10 protein-coding genes and 2 pseudogenes are annotated in these 14,224 nt (G+C 62.7%); 11 read left to right on the top strand and 1 reads right to left on the bottom strand.

The genetic code is table 11. From position 1 onward, the window contains the following. The first annotated feature begins 593 nt into the window (after positions 1-593). The 9 genes from GJB56_RS30550 to GJB56_RS30510 all read left to right on the top strand — a co-directional run bounded on the left by GJB56_RS30550 (position 594) and on the right by GJB56_RS30510 (position 11,134). Positions 594-956 carry a hypothetical protein gene (locus tag GJB56_RS30550; RefSeq protein ID WP_230091268.1) on the top strand — a complete coding sequence of 121 codons (363 nt, stop codon included), beginning with the start codon at positions 594-596 and terminating at the stop codon, positions 954-956. 301 nt (positions 957-1,257) lie between these two features. Continuing rightward, positions 1,258-1,917 carry a hypothetical protein gene (locus GJB56_RS30545; protein WP_113683974.1) on the top strand — a complete coding sequence of 220 codons (660 nt, stop codon included), beginning with the start codon at positions 1,258-1,260 and terminating at the stop codon, positions 1,915-1,917. A gap of 300 nt (positions 1,918-2,217) precedes the next feature. Continuing rightward, complete coding sequence (locus GJB56_RS30540; RefSeq protein WP_230091271.1) at positions 2,218-2,820, top strand: helix-turn-helix transcriptional regulator; 603 nt, start codon at positions 2,218-2,220, stop codon at positions 2,818-2,820. Next, positions 2,817-4,019, top strand: a complete 1,203-nt coding sequence (locus GJB56_RS30535; RefSeq protein WP_113683972.1) for a sensor histidine kinase — start codon at positions 2,817-2,819, stop codon at positions 4,017-4,019. Before GJB56_RS30540 ends, GJB56_RS30535 begins: the two co-directional genes overlap by 4 nt. Beyond that, on the top strand, positions 4,016-5,140 hold the full coding sequence (locus tag GJB56_RS30530) for a hypothetical protein (RefSeq protein ID WP_195849659.1): 1,125 nt from the start codon (positions 4,016-4,018) through the stop codon (positions 5,138-5,140). Before GJB56_RS30535 ends, GJB56_RS30530 begins: the two co-directional genes overlap by 4 nt. Before the next feature lie 291 nt (positions 5,141-5,431). Next, positions 5,432-5,839 carry a hypothetical protein gene (locus tag GJB56_RS30525; RefSeq protein WP_113683971.1) on the top strand — a complete coding sequence of 136 codons (408 nt, stop codon included), beginning with the start codon at positions 5,432-5,434 and terminating at the stop codon, positions 5,837-5,839. 810 nt (positions 5,840-6,649) lie between these two features. After that, positions 6,650-6,970, top strand: coding sequence for a hypothetical protein (locus GJB56_RS30520; protein ID WP_113683969.1), 321 nt, complete (start codon positions 6,650-6,652; stop codon positions 6,968-6,970). Positions 6,971-7,604: 634 nt separating this feature from the next. Then, positions 7,605-8,690 carry a PASTA domain-containing protein gene (locus GJB56_RS30515; protein WP_162793447.1) on the top strand — a complete coding sequence of 362 codons (1,086 nt, stop codon included), beginning with the start codon at positions 7,605-7,607 and terminating at the stop codon, positions 8,688-8,690. Next, entirely contained in the window at positions 8,651-11,134 is a 2,484-nt protein-coding gene (locus GJB56_RS30510) for a GDSL-type esterase/lipase family protein (protein WP_113683967.1), read from the top strand. Before GJB56_RS30515 ends, GJB56_RS30510 begins: the two co-directional genes overlap by 40 nt. A 96-nt stretch (positions 11,135-11,230) precedes the next feature. Here the strand turns inward: GJB56_RS30510 and GJB56_RS30505 are convergent. Next, positions 11,231-11,731: pseudogene (locus tag GJB56_RS30505) on the bottom strand (IS6 family transposase); the annotation flags it as partial. Between the two features lie 81 nt (positions 11,732-11,812). Between GJB56_RS30505 and GJB56_RS30500 the strand changes: the two are divergent. Both GJB56_RS30500 and GJB56_RS30490 read left to right on the top strand, forming a co-directional pair. Continuing rightward, positions 11,813-12,573, top strand: a pseudogene (locus GJB56_RS30500) (transposase); the annotation flags it as partial. Between the two features lie 652 nt (positions 12,574-13,225). Then, positions 13,226-13,681, top strand: coding sequence for an AAA family ATPase (locus tag GJB56_RS30490; protein WP_113683964.1), 456 nt, complete (start codon positions 13,226-13,228; stop codon positions 13,679-13,681). Positions 13,682-14,224: the final 543 nt, after the last annotated feature.

Raw genomic sequence — 14,224 nt, 5'->3', positions numbered from 1 at the left:
CGGCGTGCACGACGATGCGGACGCCTCCCGAAGGGGCGTCCCTGGAAGCTGTCCCTCGCTCGTATCACCGAATGTGTATGCGCCGTAATCGCTGTCAGCACCCGTCGACCACACACTCATCGCTGGCGCCGCGAAGGGTCAGCGGCCGAGCGACGAGGCATCTGTTGCCCGATCTCGTGCATGGGAGCAACTGGGTTCGTCCTATGCCGGATGAAAGTCTCGACGCGCGCCGAGTCGCGCGCTCGACTGCTCGATGGCAGGCGTCTTCGTGTCGTGGTTGTCGGGGCCGGAAACGGGGTAACTACTGGTACACACTGTGACGAACTTGTGTTTGCGCGATGTGCACTCGAGGTCAGTCCGAACAGTGTGTGCGCTGGGACTGGTGAAACCACCCGGCGTGCACGTGCACCCCGCGTCTCATCTCTCGGGAGGACCGCATGAAATATCATCGCCGGGTAGGAATTTCCCCTCTGCCGTCGTCGGCGTCACGCGACGTTCCTCTCTCACGCGCACGGTCGATCCGACGGGTCGCTCTCTGCCGAAGAGTAGGGATCGTCGTTCTAGCGATCCTTGTAACTGCCGTCGCCACAAGCATGTCCCGCGCTTCGGCGGAACCCGTCGACACTGTGCTACTCATCCCGGTCGCCGGCCTCGCCACCGGCCCGACCGGGCTCGGCGGGCCTCTGGTCGGGCAACATGTCACGGCCACCACCGACACCGAACGCCCCGGAATCACCGAATTCCGTGGCACCGAAGGCATCTGTGCGTGTATGGTCCACTGGCGCAACCTCACCACCGGCGTTGCAGGCACCTCGAACAACTTTTGGTTCGGATTACCCGCTACCGGAGCCACCGCAATCACCGGTTCGGGTGTCCTGGTTGCCACCGTCACCACCAGCGGCGCCGGAAGCCCGATCACCGTTCTCCCCGGCGCCGGACTGTGGATCGTTCCCTGACCGACTACTGCGCTCTCACTCCCCATTCTTTGAAAGGGCGCCGAGCACGTGTCACGATTGCACGGCCGCCGTGCCAACATCCGCTCGGCCTGTCACCGTCGGAGGCAGGTGCGCGAACCTTACGGTCGTTTACATTCGGTGACACTGTCGGTCAGAGGCGCATGCACGTACTGTGCCCCCAATTCTGCTGTCTCGCGGCCGACTTCTACCCGTTCTACGGTCGAACGATGACGTGCGAACGCCGAGCCGCCCCAGGTTTTCGGCATCGCTGTACTGTCCACAACGGGGTGAGGACCATCGCATGAACGCCACCGGCATCAGACCATATCTCGTCGTCCGGGCCATCGGAGCTGTTCCGATTCTGATCGTCGGCGTCAAAGGGATCACCGGTTTCTACAACGACGACATCGCGTGGATGCTCCTGCTGACCGCCCTCGGCCTCACGGTGTGGTTCGTCTCGGATCGGATGCGCAAGAAGAACACCACCTGGGACAGCCTGCGCGCAGTCCCCGCCCGATATACCGGTGGATCCGAAAGCCCTGCCGCCGAGGCTTTCTCGGGGTACGGCCGATTCGCGCTCGATCATGCATTGCTGTTCTCGGCGCCCGTCCGTAGCGTACTGATCTGGGAACATCTCCTTCACACACTGCAGCCTGGTCCTGGGCCCTCGGCCCAACACTTCGGCCTGTACCTGATCGAGAACACCGACCGGCGGATCAGTGTGCGGTTCGGATCGGTCGCAGCGCCCGACCTGTTCACTGCGGTCATCTCCCTTCAAGACAATGCCTCACGTGCAAGCGGGCGCCTCGACTTCGTCTCCGCGCACTCGCAGAACGGCGTCCTGGTCGCCGGCGAAACGATCGAGCGCCTCCGCCGCGACATCGCCGACGCCGTTCGATCGCTCGCACCGAACGCCTACCTCGCCGAGATGCCCGTCGCCGGCGCGATCATCAGGATGTGACCGACAAGAAGGAGACATCATCACCCGCACCCACTGTCGTGCCTGAATCCATTCCCGTCTCGACCTGCCCATCCGCGATCGTGGCGGACCAGATGCCTGACATATCAGCGAATGGCCCCGCGCTGTGCACTGCGCCTGAGAACATCCGCAAACCGACTTCCCGTTCCGAACTCCCTGCTATGTTCTGTCGATCCTGTTCACACGCGCAGCGGAGTTCACCACGTGACCGATACCCCCTCCTACTCCCCCACCGACACGGTCCACCGCATCGGTGTCGTCGAGGACCATGAGGCGGTCGTCATGGGCCTCGAGGCGATGCTCGCCCCTTACCCGTCCCTGACCGTGTGCGCCTCAGCTCCCACCGTCTCCGCACTACTCGCCCAGGAGGTCGCGTTGGATCTGGCGATCCTCGACCTACGCCTCGCAGACGGATCGTCGCCGAAAACCAACGTCGACGAGCTCCGCGCCGCAGGCTTGGAAACCCTCATCTTCACCGGCGCCGAGAACCCGTACCTCGTGCGTTTGGCGGCCAAGGCCGGGGTCCTTGGCGTGGTACGCAAATCCGAGACCGCCGATGTCGTCGTGGCCGCCATCATCGCCGCCGCAGCGGGCGAACCTGTCGTGACCACGGAGTGGGCCGCTGCCGTCGACGGTGACCCCCATTTGGCCGAGGTCGATCTCAGCCCGCGCCAGCGTGATGTGCTCGCCCTCTACGCCTCCGGCGAAAAAGCCGACCGCGTCGCCCGCCTGACCGGATTGACCACCCACACCGTCAACGACTACCTCGGCCGTATCCGCGCCAAATACGCCGACGCCGGACGCCCCGCGAACACCAAAACCGACCTCTACAAACGCGCCGTCGAAGACGGGTGGCTCCCGGTCCCCGAACGCGGACTGCGATGACCGGCCCGGCCGTGCCATCCGCCGCGACGGGCGTCGGCCGGGCGAACACCGATCGCATCCTGCGCATGTTCGCCCGCTTCACCAGCGTCGGCTACCTCGCCTACCTCGCACTGCTGTACCCCTCGATCACCACCACGACACCGCACATGCATCGATGGTGGACACCTCTCGCTGTCGTGGTCGTGTTCGGGACCGGCATGCTGCCCGGCCTGCTCTCCTTCCGTCGCAGCACCGCAGCGATGCGCTCGGCGGCCGCCGCGGCCGCACTGGCCTTCCTCGCGGCCGCGTTCACCTGGCCCCTGGCATGGACCGGGACCCAACTGCCAGGCGATGACGGCGTGTGGCTGGCCGCGTTCCCCGGCCTGGCCAGCCTCGCCGCCGTCATCGCCTGGCCGACGAGCGTTGCCTTTATCCATCTCGTGATCGGCTGCACCACAGTGCAAATGATCAACCTCGCCGCCCGAGTCAACGCCTCCGCGCCGATGCTGATCCCGGACATCACCTTCGCGATCATGTTCTGCACCCTGTTCGTCGGCGGAGCCGCGATGGCACTACGCACCGGCCGGCTACTCGACGCCACCACCAACGCCACGCACGCCGCCGCCGCAAGTGCCGCCGCCCAACGGGCCCGCGCCGTCGAACGTGAACGCTTCGACGCCCTCATCCACGACGGAGTGATCGCCACCCTCTTGACCGCCTCCCGGCCAGTACACCGAGAGAATGTCCGTGCCCTCGCCTCAACGACCTTGCGTGAACTCGACGAACTACACACCATCGCCGACCCCGAACAAGACACAGACCTCGGGGAGGCGCTCGCCCAACTACGCACCGCTACAGTCGATATCGATCCCAACGCCGCGTTTGTCGTAACCGGCACCGAGACTGCAGAAACCTTGCGGATTCCCGTGAGCACCGTCCGGTCCATGAGCGGTGCGCTCGCCGAAGCACTGCGCAACAGTCACCTCCACGCCGGACCACGGGCCACCCGAACAGTCACCGCCGCCTTACAGGCCGACAGCATCAGCATCGCCATCGCCGACGACGGCGTCGGATTCGACCACACCTCGATCCCCCCGCACCGCCTGGGCATCGCCGTCAGCATCCTCGGACGAATGCGACACATCGCCGGTGGATCAGCGCGGGTGGACTCCGAACCTGAACGCGGCACCACCGTGCACATCGAATGGACGGCGCCATGACCGACGACCGCACCGCATCGCGCGCGAAACATCAAACCTCCGACACCCGCGATGTCCGCGAACTCCTCGGGCTACGCACCACCGCGGCCACTGTAGTCGTTGGCGCGTTCATCGCGACGTTCCTTCTCCTCGCGCTCACCACAGCCCCCACAGCAAAGTCGTTGTGGGCCGAAACATCAGCTTGGATTGTGGCCAGCAGCGCCGCAATAGCTCTCATCCGGACCGCCGGTGATCCACTGCCGTATCGGACAACTCTTGCGCTGACGCTGGCGGGACCGATCAGCCTCAATCTGGTGTTCGCGGTCGTACCGATCCCGATCGACGGTCTACTACAACTCTGGCCTCTCTCCGCCGCGACCGCGATCTACACCTATATGTGTGTCCGCGGACGGACTTGGTGGGCATGGCTCGGGATGACCGCAACCTTGGCGAGTTGCGCCTGGTGGGCGCAACGAACCGGGCAAGGCGCCGGCTACGGGCTCGGGATCTCCGTCATCAACCTCGCCCCACTGTTGATGGCGACGTTCTTCGCCTGGACCATCCGTCCCGCAGCCCGCGACATCTTCGCACTGCGCGAACAAACCATCATCCGCGTCGCCGCCGAAGCTGCTGATACCGCGATCCTCGACGAACGCGACCAACAACTACGACGACTCGACGACCTGGCCCGCCCCCTCCTCGAACACCTCGCCACAGACGAGGACATCAGCGACGAGCAACAACTGGCCTGCACCCTCCTCGAAGCGCACCTACGCGACACCCTCCGAGCCCCCATTCTCGACACCACCGCCATCGCCGCCGCAGCCAGGGCAGCGCGTGCACGTGGAGTCGACGCCATCCTGCTCGACGACCACGGCATGGACCAGACCGCAGACCCCGTCCGCGAGCAGATCATCACTGCAGTCATCGCAGCGCTCACCGAAGCCACCGACGGCACACTGACCGTCAGAGTTTCTCCCCCGCAACGCGATACCCTGCTGACCATCCTGCACCGCCGCAGCGACGACACCACCCGCAGCGAGTACGGGCAGGACGGACTCGCCCTCCCTGCCCCCGACACGATCACCGAACTGGCCACCGCGACGCTCCTCCCGAATCGGGCAGAGGAGACCAATCGCTGAGGCGACGACACGCTGGACGAGCAGAAAAACCTAGCAGCATCCCCGGAGAGAGAGATACGGGGTTTAGTCCTGGCTGTAGCGCGGGAACCCATGAAGGCCGGTATCACCGAAGTTCTGACATGAGCAGAGGGCGACGGCAAGACCCTTCATACATCTTTGACAAATAGACCTGGTCCGTTTGGAGATAGTGACATGAGTTCAAACAATGCATTTCCGTCCCCACCAGGCCAACGAAGCTGCAATCCGTTGATCACAGCAGTGGCACGCCTGAGGTGTATCCGATCTCGCGCCATGTTCGGCATTGTGCTGACAGCCCTTGCGGCGGCGATTCTGGCAGGTGCACCTCATGCCGCAGCTGTTCCGACGGACAACGTCTTGATTATTCCGGTCGCGGGTCTCGCTACTGGACCTACCGGGCTCGGAGGCCCCCTGGTCGCGCAGCATGTAACAGCCACAACGGATACCGAGATGCCCGGTCTCACCCGTTTCAGTGGCACCGAAGGTACTTGCGCCTGCATGATTCACTGGCGCAACCTGACGACGGGGGCCGTCGGCGATGCGAACTTGTGGTTCGGCTTTCCTGCCACGGGTGGGACGGCGATAACCGGGTCCGGAGTTCTGGTCGCCACCGTCACCACCAGCGGCGTCGGCTGGCCGATCACAATTCTGCCGGGTGCCGGATTCTGGACCGTCCCGTAACGGTGACTCGTCCAACAGGTGCATCCGTGCAGTAACCACCACCAATGCCCGTCCACTACCGTAATCGTTTTCGGATGCGGTGAAGTTGTGATGATTGATGAACGGGAAATGTTCACCGCCCGCGTCGTGCCGCCGGTGGCCACCACTCGATGCCTGATCCGACACGATTGGCGGTCATCGCGGTCGTGCCGACCAGGACAGGCGACGGCGCCGGCAATGAAGTACGCCGCCTGGACGTATACGCCGCCAGTACCGTCAAAACAATTGTCACCGGAAACGGATACCGACAAGAACATTTGATCGGACCCGGCAACCGTTGCTCCGGCACTTTCTCGGTATCCGGACTGCGAAACACGATCACATCACCGGGCACCTCAGCCACCAATTCACTGGTTGACCGAAAATCTGGAAAGTAATACCTCACAATCGAGACTTCACCGTTGTAGCGGCACCATAGATCTGCACCACAAACCACAAGGGCTCCCTCTGCTCGGCAGAATGTATTCGCTTTCCCTGCACGTGCCCCTATTCTTGGGGTCTCGGCAACCGCATCCTTGTGTTCTACGGTCGAATAGTTATCTCCGGTTCTGCAGGTGCCCGGTCCGGCTGCGCCGCTGACACACAGATCAGGCGCCAACACTATTGCCAAACGCTTTCTGCCGCTCGCGACCTCGCGAGCCCCGAACTTGTCCATGCCAGTTTCCGAGCACACCCCACGTAGAACGCCTTTCCACCCAGTCTGTGAACAGGCCGATCCAAAGCTCCGATCTCGCTGAATTCGGCGGATCACAATCGAACCGGAGGAACCCCATGGTATTTGAACTTCGCCCCTATCACGTTGCGCGCGCGCTGACAGTACTGTTTGTCATCCCAGTACTCTGGGCATTCTCGGTCGAAGGAGTGACGACAACCACGGAATACGACGTGGCAACGGGAGAAACCTCCTCCAGCAGCGACTTCGGCTCGCAACTCGGCGGCAGTATCGTCTGGATTCTTCTCGCAGTCGCCTCCGGTGTCGCGGCCTGGTACCTGGCAAAGAACCGCATAGCATGGCCCGAATCCATAAAGGCACAGTTGAGGCAGTTCAAACTCGCCCCGCCCGCAGCGGACCCCAACAGCACTCATCCTTGATCTTTGTGCCGCTCACCTGGTCCCCGGAAGTCTTGGCCTCTGCGCACACACAACAAGCTTGCCAGCCCACCCTGTCAGGATTTAGTCAGCATTTAGTGAGGCACTCGGAGGCACCCGTCACGTGGGAGTGGCTCAACTGTTGATATGTGGAGGTAGGAGCATCCCGTGGGTACTGCGGCCGCTCTGGTCGCCGTCACCGCTCTGGCTGCTGCTTCCTGCGATCAGATACTGCTCGCCGGCCCCTGTCAGGATGTGCCTGAAGTACCTTTTATCCGACGAGGCCGAGCGGGCAGACACGCTTGTCTGGCCAGTCCGTCACTCCCTTCAAACTGGCCGTATTTGGTGGAACAGGCCTGGTGTCGCACTCTCTGTACTCAAGGCTGATTCCCGAGTCGGAAGCCGTGCCCACCTTCGAGCATAATGTGGCGCTGAATTGGGAAAACCCAATACCGAAACGGTATAAACCGATTTACCCGCTCCTGTCATCTCTTCAGCCGATAGACAAGGCGTCGCTTAATAGCCGAAAATCCAAGTTCGCCATTCGCTCGCCATGACAGGAGTGACAACCTTGCCCTTCTGGTCATCGAAACCCGGCAAACCGCCGCAACTAGGATCTGCAACTTCGCTTTCGCACGTGCAGCCCCCGACACCATCGCTGGCGTCGACCCGACCTTGGTACGACGGCTGGGGCACCAGCAGGAAGGTGCTCGCCAGCTTCTTCACGGCGCTGGCGTTGTTTGGCTCCGGACTCGCCTCCGGATGGTGGCTGCAGAACGAACTGGTAGCTCGTCAGGAATCGAGTACCGCTGCCCGTCCCGACGACGGCACCCTCGACGATTTTGCTGCCAATATCGCATCGGGCGCCATGCCTGACCTGCGCGGCCTCGGCTCCGACGCATCGAAGCAAATCCTCGCTGACAGCGGAATCCCGGTCGACCGTGTCGAGGTGACCACCCGCGCGGCCGCCGGACGTCCGGGCATCGTCATCGAGCAGACACCACCGTTCGGCAGTTCCGATACGGCGAAGGTGACGCTGGTTGTTTCGACGTCAGCCCAGGTGCCCGTCGTCGAAAACCGCTCGGCTACGGAGGTGATCTCGGAACTGCAGGAACTCGGTGCGCAGGTGATCGTGAAGAGCCGCTACCAACCGGACGCGGTCCGGGACGGTGCGCTCGACGTGGATCCACCAGTAGGTGCGCCGATTCCCGACGCGGTTACCCTCACTGTCGCTCAGTCCCCCGGATCCACCTACCTTTCGAAGCTCGACGCCATGGAGAGCGGGTGCGGTACCGGGTCCGAGTCGATGAACGGCAAGAAATATGAGAACTCGGTGACCTGCACCGCGAACAAACCTGGCACTCCCAAGCCGCGCAAGTCGGTGTGGAACCTGGCCCACGCGGTCGACGAGATGCGCGCCACGGTCGGGGTTCCCACCGATTCCGTGCCCGGCACCAGGGTCCGCGTCGAGGTGTTCGCGGACGGCACACCGGTCGCGGCCGTCGACGCTGGCTACGGCCAGCCCGCAGACCTCTACGCACGTGTCTCGGGGGCACTGCAACTAACCGTCGTCGCGACCGCGCTCACCGACAGCGGATCGTCGAGAGACACCGAAGCCGTCCTCGCCGACCCGACCATTCTCGGCAGCCAGCAGGCCATCGTAGATCTCACCGGGGAGAACTCATGGCCAACTGGTGGCCGAGACTCGGTGCATTGCTGGTGATCCTCGCGGCGGCTTGCCTGCTGCCCGTTTCGTCTGCGGCACAGACACCGACCACTCCACCCACCCGTGCGGTGTCCGCCGCACCGTCGGCCCTGCTTATGGTCATGGACTTGTCCGGTTCGATGAACGACAGCGACGCGAACGGTAAGAACAAGCTGACCGGCGCTAAGCAGAGCCTGAGCAGGATCGTCGGGGACACGGCTTCCTCGGGCACACCGCTGGGCCTCTGGACATACCCGACAGCCGGCAGCAACTGCGATCCCGGATCATTTCTTGCCGGCGCAGACGGAGGTGTGCGCAAGGACACCGACACGCTGATGGCCCAGGTGTCCGGTCTGAAAGCGGACGGCGGGACACCGACAGGTCCGGCTCTTCGTGCCTCGGTCGATTCGCTGAAGGCCAACGGCATCACCAGCGCCACCGTGGTCCTCATCTCGGACGGCGAAAGCAACTGTGGCCAGGCTCCGTGCGACACGGCGAAACAGATCGTCGCCGAAGGGTTCGACGTCACAGTCGAGGCGCTGGGCTTCCAGCTGTCGGGACAAGGTCGCACCGAACTCGAGTGCATCGCATCCACCACAGGTGGCCGCTACAGCGACATCGCAGACGTGGACGAAATGCAGCAGAGGCTCAAGGAACTGATGATTCCCGAGTTGGCGTTGACGATCTCGGCTCCCGATACCGTAGCGGGCGGCGCCGACATCACACTGACAGCGAACGTCACCAACTCGTCGGCACGAGCCGTCAACGACGTGCGACTGTCCCTCTCGTTTCGCGCGGACACCGACCAGGCTCTCTTCCCTGTCGTCATCCCGCCTGTCGCGCGACTCGGCAACATCCCCGCAGGGCACAATGCAAACTTCGAGTGGAAGCTACGACCCGCGGACTCGAATGTAACCCAGGACCGAACCGCGAACTACCGGGTCATCGCTACCGCCGCCCGACCCGCCGCCGCTGCCATGGCGGAGGGCACCATCAAGATCGACCTTCGCTCCGTGGCGGGCGGGGTAGTCAAGGCACTCCTCGACAATGGCTCCACGGTCGCGATATTCGGCGACTCCTACGCCGCCGGCGAAGGCGCCGGCCGATACCTTCCTGGCAACAGTCGTGTGGACGAATGGTGCCACCGGTCCCAATCCACCCATGTGGCACAACTTTTCGGGATCGAGCACACCAAAAACTACGCGTGCTCCGGTGCAGTTCAAACGAACCTGTTCGGACCTCAGCCTAACCGGGTCACATACGACTCCCAGGTCGCCCAGATGGACGACGGACCTACCGTCGATGCGGCCTTTCTCAGTATCGGGGGCAACGATATCGGATTCGGCGACATCGTCACCCGCTGCTTATACCCGAACTACGATGCCAGGCTGGACACCCTCGACGGTGTCCACCTCGAGGAGACCATCTCCACCTGCGGATACGCAGATGCGAACGCTCAAGGACTGGTCGACAACGACACGGTCAGGCAGCGCACCGTACGCCAGAAGCTCGACGACCTGAGCACACAACTGGCCGGCACCTACCGGAAGGTGTACGACGCCCTGAACACCAAGGCGGAACTCGACCAACGCGACGGTAATGAAGCCCCGCTGCTCGTGCTCGGCTATCCGCTGCCGTTCCCCGACACCGCCAGTGTCGCGTGCGGCGAGTTCTCCGCCAGGGAGGTCGCGTATGCCAACAAGGTTGTCCGAGAACTCAACAGAGTCCTCGCACGGTCGGTGAGCGCCGCGCAGAATGACGCCCGCCAGATCTACTGGATCGACACCGTCGAGCGGTCGATGCAACCGGTGAACACACTGTGCGACGGCTCCGCGTCAGGAATCAACGGCGCCACCTTTGGGCAGGGCGCCGGCCTCACAGCCCAGCAGTTCGTGGGCCTGAATGCGAACAAGCAGGAGCTGGTCCACCCCAACGAACTGGGATACAGCCGGATCGCGGGCGCGATCGCGCAGTGGTCGACCAGCTCTTATGCAGCTCCACATGAAGGCTCCATCGTCCGCCAGGCACCACTAACCGCGGAATTCACCACCGGAGTCGAGTGCGCACTGCACGCCGTCCCGAACGTGCAAGCCACCGAACCCGCCCGCTGTATCCAGACCATGAACACTGTGGTCCCGGCCGGTACCTACTACGAAACCGAGATTCGAAGCATCCCACGCACCCTGGCGACAGGATTCACGACGCAAGACGGCCCACTCGATCTCCACGTCGTCATCCCCCCGGACCTCGACTTCGGCACACACACGATAATCGTCAGGACGGTGGATCCATCGGGCAACGAAGCAGTCACCGCGTATCAGATCACAGTGAAGGCACCAATACCACTGTGGTGGTGGATAACTGCGGGCACCGCCGCAGTCTCACTGCTACTGGCAGTTTGGTTCACCGTCCACTCGCGGACGTTCCGCGGCAAGTCTTCGCGAACTCCGGCGAGTACCTGACAGCATAAAATGGGGCACTGTCACGTTAATCGAAAAGTATAGCGGTACATCTAGTTCGCGACAGGTTGCTACGAGATACCGCCGGGCCGTTCACTTTCAGTCGGCGGCAGTCGCGGTGACTTCCTGCCAGACCGCGAAACGGCCGGCCATCTCGGTATGGCATTCGAGCGACGAGAGCCTGTGTCGGCCTGGCCGGAAATGCGGTGAGATGCCACTGAACGCGGACAGGAATCGTTGCGCGTGCCCGGGCGATGTGAACCGTTTCATCACACGTTCTCTCTGTCGCGTCGGCTGGTGCGAGTTCTCTGCGCGGCTGTTCAAGTACTTCGATCGGCGATGCTCACCGAGGCCAGCATCTCGCGGTGCGCGACGCTGTAGCTAGTCTGTAACAATCACTCGCGGCACATACTCCAATCCTTTGAGCAGTCGACGGAAGAACTTCTTGGCCGCCAGAGTATTTCGGCGCGACTGGACCAGCACATCGAGCACGTTGCCGTCTTGGTCGACCGCCCGCCACAGGTAATGCTGGACGCCGTTGATACGGATGAACACCTCGTCGAGGTACCACCTGTCACCGGGCCAGACCCGTCGACGGCGCGGGGGTTCCCCTGAGATGGGTTCAACCGGTGGAAGCAACACTCAAGGTCAGGAGGGGTTGTGGGCAGAACATCGGATTGGGTGCGGGAGGTGACGGGCAGGGCTCCGATGAGGTCACCGGGCCATCCCCGGTCGAAGGAACGAGATTTTTGGGACCAGATCAGTACCGGCAAGCTTCCTCGCGAGGCCGCTGACGCTGTCGGTGTGGGACAGCCTGTGGGCAAGCGGAGGTTCCGGCACGCTGGCGGGATGACGCCGTATTCGTGACCCGCACAGGTAGGCAGGTACCTTTCTTTGGCAGAGCGTGAGGAAAACGCGATCCTGCACGCCGCCGGCCACGCAGTGCGCGCGATCGCGAAAGCCATCGGGAGGAGCCCGTCGACGATCTCCAGAGAGTTGCGGCGCAACGCCGCGACCCGGGGCGGCACGCTCGACTACCGCGCCAGCGTTGCGCACTGGAAAGCCGATGTTCGTTCGCCGACCCAAGGCCGCCAAGCTCGCGGCCAACGATCGGTTACGGCACTACGTCGAGGAGCGCCTTTCGGGCAAGATCACCCTGCCGGGCGGCGATGCTGTCGCCGGACCACTCGAACGGCAATGGAAAGGCTTGAACAAGCCCCATCGACCGCGACCGCCGATGTGTGAAAGCGTGGAGCCCTGAGCAGATTTCGAACCGGCTACCGATCGGTTTCCCGGATGATCTGAGCATGAGAATCAGCCACGAGGCCATCTACCATTCCCCGTTTATCGAGGGCCACGACGGCCTGCGCCGCGAACTCATCTTGTGCCTGCGCACCGGCCGTGCTCTGCGCATGCCGCGGGCACGAGCAAACGAGTTGCCCTACCACCGCGCAGGCAGTCGCGCCAATCGCACTGCCTGAATGATTGACACGTGCAGGAGCTACCTATGAACTCCCCCGACGAGCGTCTGACCGCCACGCTCGAGCAACTCCCCATCAGCGACGACGCCCCATGTGTTTGCTCCTGCGCATGACGCTGCTCAAACACGCGCAACAGGGCAGCGACATCACGAACCGACCGTGCTCGGACTGCTCGCTATCACCGGTGTCCTCGAAGAACGACTCACCAGGCTCGAAGCCATGATTCAACCCGTCAACACCACTACATGACCCCGGCGTCGCCTCGCACCCACCGACCGCGGCTGCACGAACGACTCGGCGTGCAGTCGAACCTGCCCTCATACTCGGCTGCATCCTCTCCGCCATCCTCATCGCCTGGTGGGCAGCCTGAAAGCAACTCGTCTGTCGAAAACGCAAAGCCAACGGTTTATTCGACATAGATTTTCGACACGAGATCTCGACACCTCACCCTCAGTACGAACTGGGGATATAGGTGCTTCGCGGAAGCGTCGAATACCGCCGTCGGAATCGATGCACTGGCGATTTAGCGGGCCTGACTGTCGGCACCCCGTGCTTCAATGCAACATTCCAGGCGCACACCGGGCGTCCATGAGTGGGTACGAGGTCAACATAAATGATTGAACGCATCGTCGTCCGGGGCTACCGCCTCTTCCAAGACTTCGAGATGGTTCCCACTACAGGGCTCAATATCGTCGTGGGCGGCAACGAAGCGGGTAAATCGACTCTGTTGGAGGCGATCAGTCTCGGTTTAACGGGACGGGTCGACGGTTGTTGGGCCGAAGAACAAATCAATCCGTACTGGTTCAACCAGCAACTGGTGGCCAATTACTTCGCGGAACTCGCTGCCGGGAATTTTCCCAAGGCGCCCGAGATCCTCATCGAGCTTTTTCTCAGCCCTGCGAACCCGGACATTCGCATCCTCCGCGGCGTCTATAACTCCTGCACTGAGGACGTACCGGGACCACGAACGCTCGTGGGCGCGTTGCGATGGCGCAGCAACTCAGTTAAGAACGAAAGTAATATTCGCTTGGTGACCAAGTGTAAGCACTGTCAAAGCACTTCTGCCTGACCCCGATCACTAACCAGTGTCGGGCATGTGGGCGTACCGCGGGTTTCTTCCGTTCGCTCGGCGGTACAACAACCCTCACACAAAAGGGCGCGGTTCGCGGAATGAAGCAACAGCTGGTGAAAGTCCAGCAGGATTCCCATCTCGAAATCGGACCTCTACGAGCGTTGCCTGTCACCGATGGGTTGCACGGGATGACATGGCAAGGCACTGAAGAGCTTTCATGCAAGTGGATGAAGAAAACGGTCATTGGGGCGCAAAACTTTCGCCGCCCGGAGCTGACGGCGGGATCGATGTCGAGTCGACTGCTTCTATTGCGCGGGTCAACCACCACGCATCCCCTGTAGGGATTGCCGAGATGCAGCGTCTCTACCGCATTGCCCAGCCTATAAGAAAGAAGGCCCTTTTCTTGACCGCTTCGGGGTACTCGACCAGGGGGCAAGAAACACGGGATCGAGTGCTGTGCCTACCCTCCGGTGACGCGGGTCCGCCTAGATGTGAGGCGGTCTCGGGTCAGTGAGTATCGACGGCCCCGGAACGCTGACC

It is taken from the genome of Rhodococcus sp. AQ5-07, assembly GCF_009707305.1.
GTDB classification, from domain to species: domain Bacteria; phylum Actinomycetota; class Actinomycetes; order Mycobacteriales; family Mycobacteriaceae; genus Rhodococcus_F; species Rhodococcus_F erythropolis.
Note: the sequence above shows the minus strand (reverse complement) of the source record. Positions and strands in the feature narration are given on the sequence as shown.

Excerpts from the sequence above, each read along its gene's own strand:
- GJB56_RS30490 (WP_113683964.1), top strand. The coding sequence starts at position 13,226 with ATGATTGAACGCATCGTCGTCCGGGGCTACCGCCTCTTCCAAGACTTC.
- GJB56_RS30550 (WP_230091268.1), top strand. The coding sequence starts at position 594 with ATGTCCCGCGCTTCGGCGGAACCCGTCGACACTGTGCTACTCATCCCG.
- GJB56_RS30545 (WP_113683974.1), top strand. The coding sequence starts at position 1,258 with ATGAACGCCACCGGCATCAGACCATATCTCGTCGTCCGGGCCATCGGA.
- GJB56_RS30525 (WP_113683971.1), top strand. The coding sequence starts at position 5,432 with ATGTTCGGCATTGTGCTGACAGCCCTTGCGGCGGCGATTCTGGCAGGT.
- GJB56_RS30540 (WP_230091271.1), top strand. The coding sequence starts at position 2,218 with ATGGGCCTCGAGGCGATGCTCGCCCCTTACCCGTCCCTGACCGTGTGC.
- GJB56_RS30520 (WP_113683969.1), top strand. The coding sequence starts at position 6,650 with ATGGTATTTGAACTTCGCCCCTATCACGTTGCGCGCGCGCTGACAGTA.
- GJB56_RS30530 (WP_195849659.1), top strand. The coding sequence starts at position 4,016 with ATGACCGACGACCGCACCGCATCGCGCGCGAAACATCAAACCTCCGAC.
- GJB56_RS30510 (WP_113683967.1), top strand. The coding sequence starts at position 8,651 with ATGGCCAACTGGTGGCCGAGACTCGGTGCATTGCTGGTGATCCTCGCG.
- GJB56_RS30535 (WP_113683972.1), top strand. The coding sequence starts at position 2,817 with ATGACCGGCCCGGCCGTGCCATCCGCCGCGACGGGCGTCGGCCGGGCG.